Here is a 434-nt window from a genome sequence, read left to right as displayed (position 1 = left end):
CATTACGTCAATATCATAATGTGCTTATAGAACCGTGGCACCATACTCTGGCACACCGTTTTTATTATGATCACGATTGCGTAGCCACCATCCACGATAAGCAACTAGTTTAGGGTATATGTGCGCGAGCCACTGAGTATCGCCTGTATTTTCAAACACCTGCCACACAGCCCAAGCTGCCAAGCTTGGCTTAGTATTACGCTCATTCCAATTTGTGCCGTCCCCACCGCGTTTTGCACTAAAATTATAGGCCACTAAGTCAGGTATAAATCCAGCATCCCATGGCCTGACAGCATCGTTTGGCGTTATTTGATACTCAAACACAGCATTCAAATTTTGTTTAGCAAGCTCTGGATTAAATGTTACCAGTGCATATGCCTGCTTGTAGCTATCCCAAGGCCATGTTTGATTACCTGACAACCAGCGACCGGTCC

The 434-nt window shown here is 45.4% G+C and carries 1 pseudogene; it reads right to left on the bottom strand.

The features are described 5' to 3' along the window. Positions 1-30: 30 nt before the first annotated feature. A pseudogene (locus tag CWB80_RS22105) lies at positions 31-434 on the bottom strand (MGH1-like glycoside hydrolase domain-containing protein); the annotation flags it as partial.

Origin of the sequence: Pseudoalteromonas sp. S1650 (genome assembly GCF_005887195.1) — a bacterium.
In the GTDB taxonomy this organism is placed as follows: domain Bacteria; phylum Pseudomonadota; class Gammaproteobacteria; order Enterobacterales; family Alteromonadaceae; genus Pseudoalteromonas; species Pseudoalteromonas simplex.
Note: the sequence above shows the minus strand (reverse complement) of the source record. Positions and strands in the feature narration are given on the sequence as shown.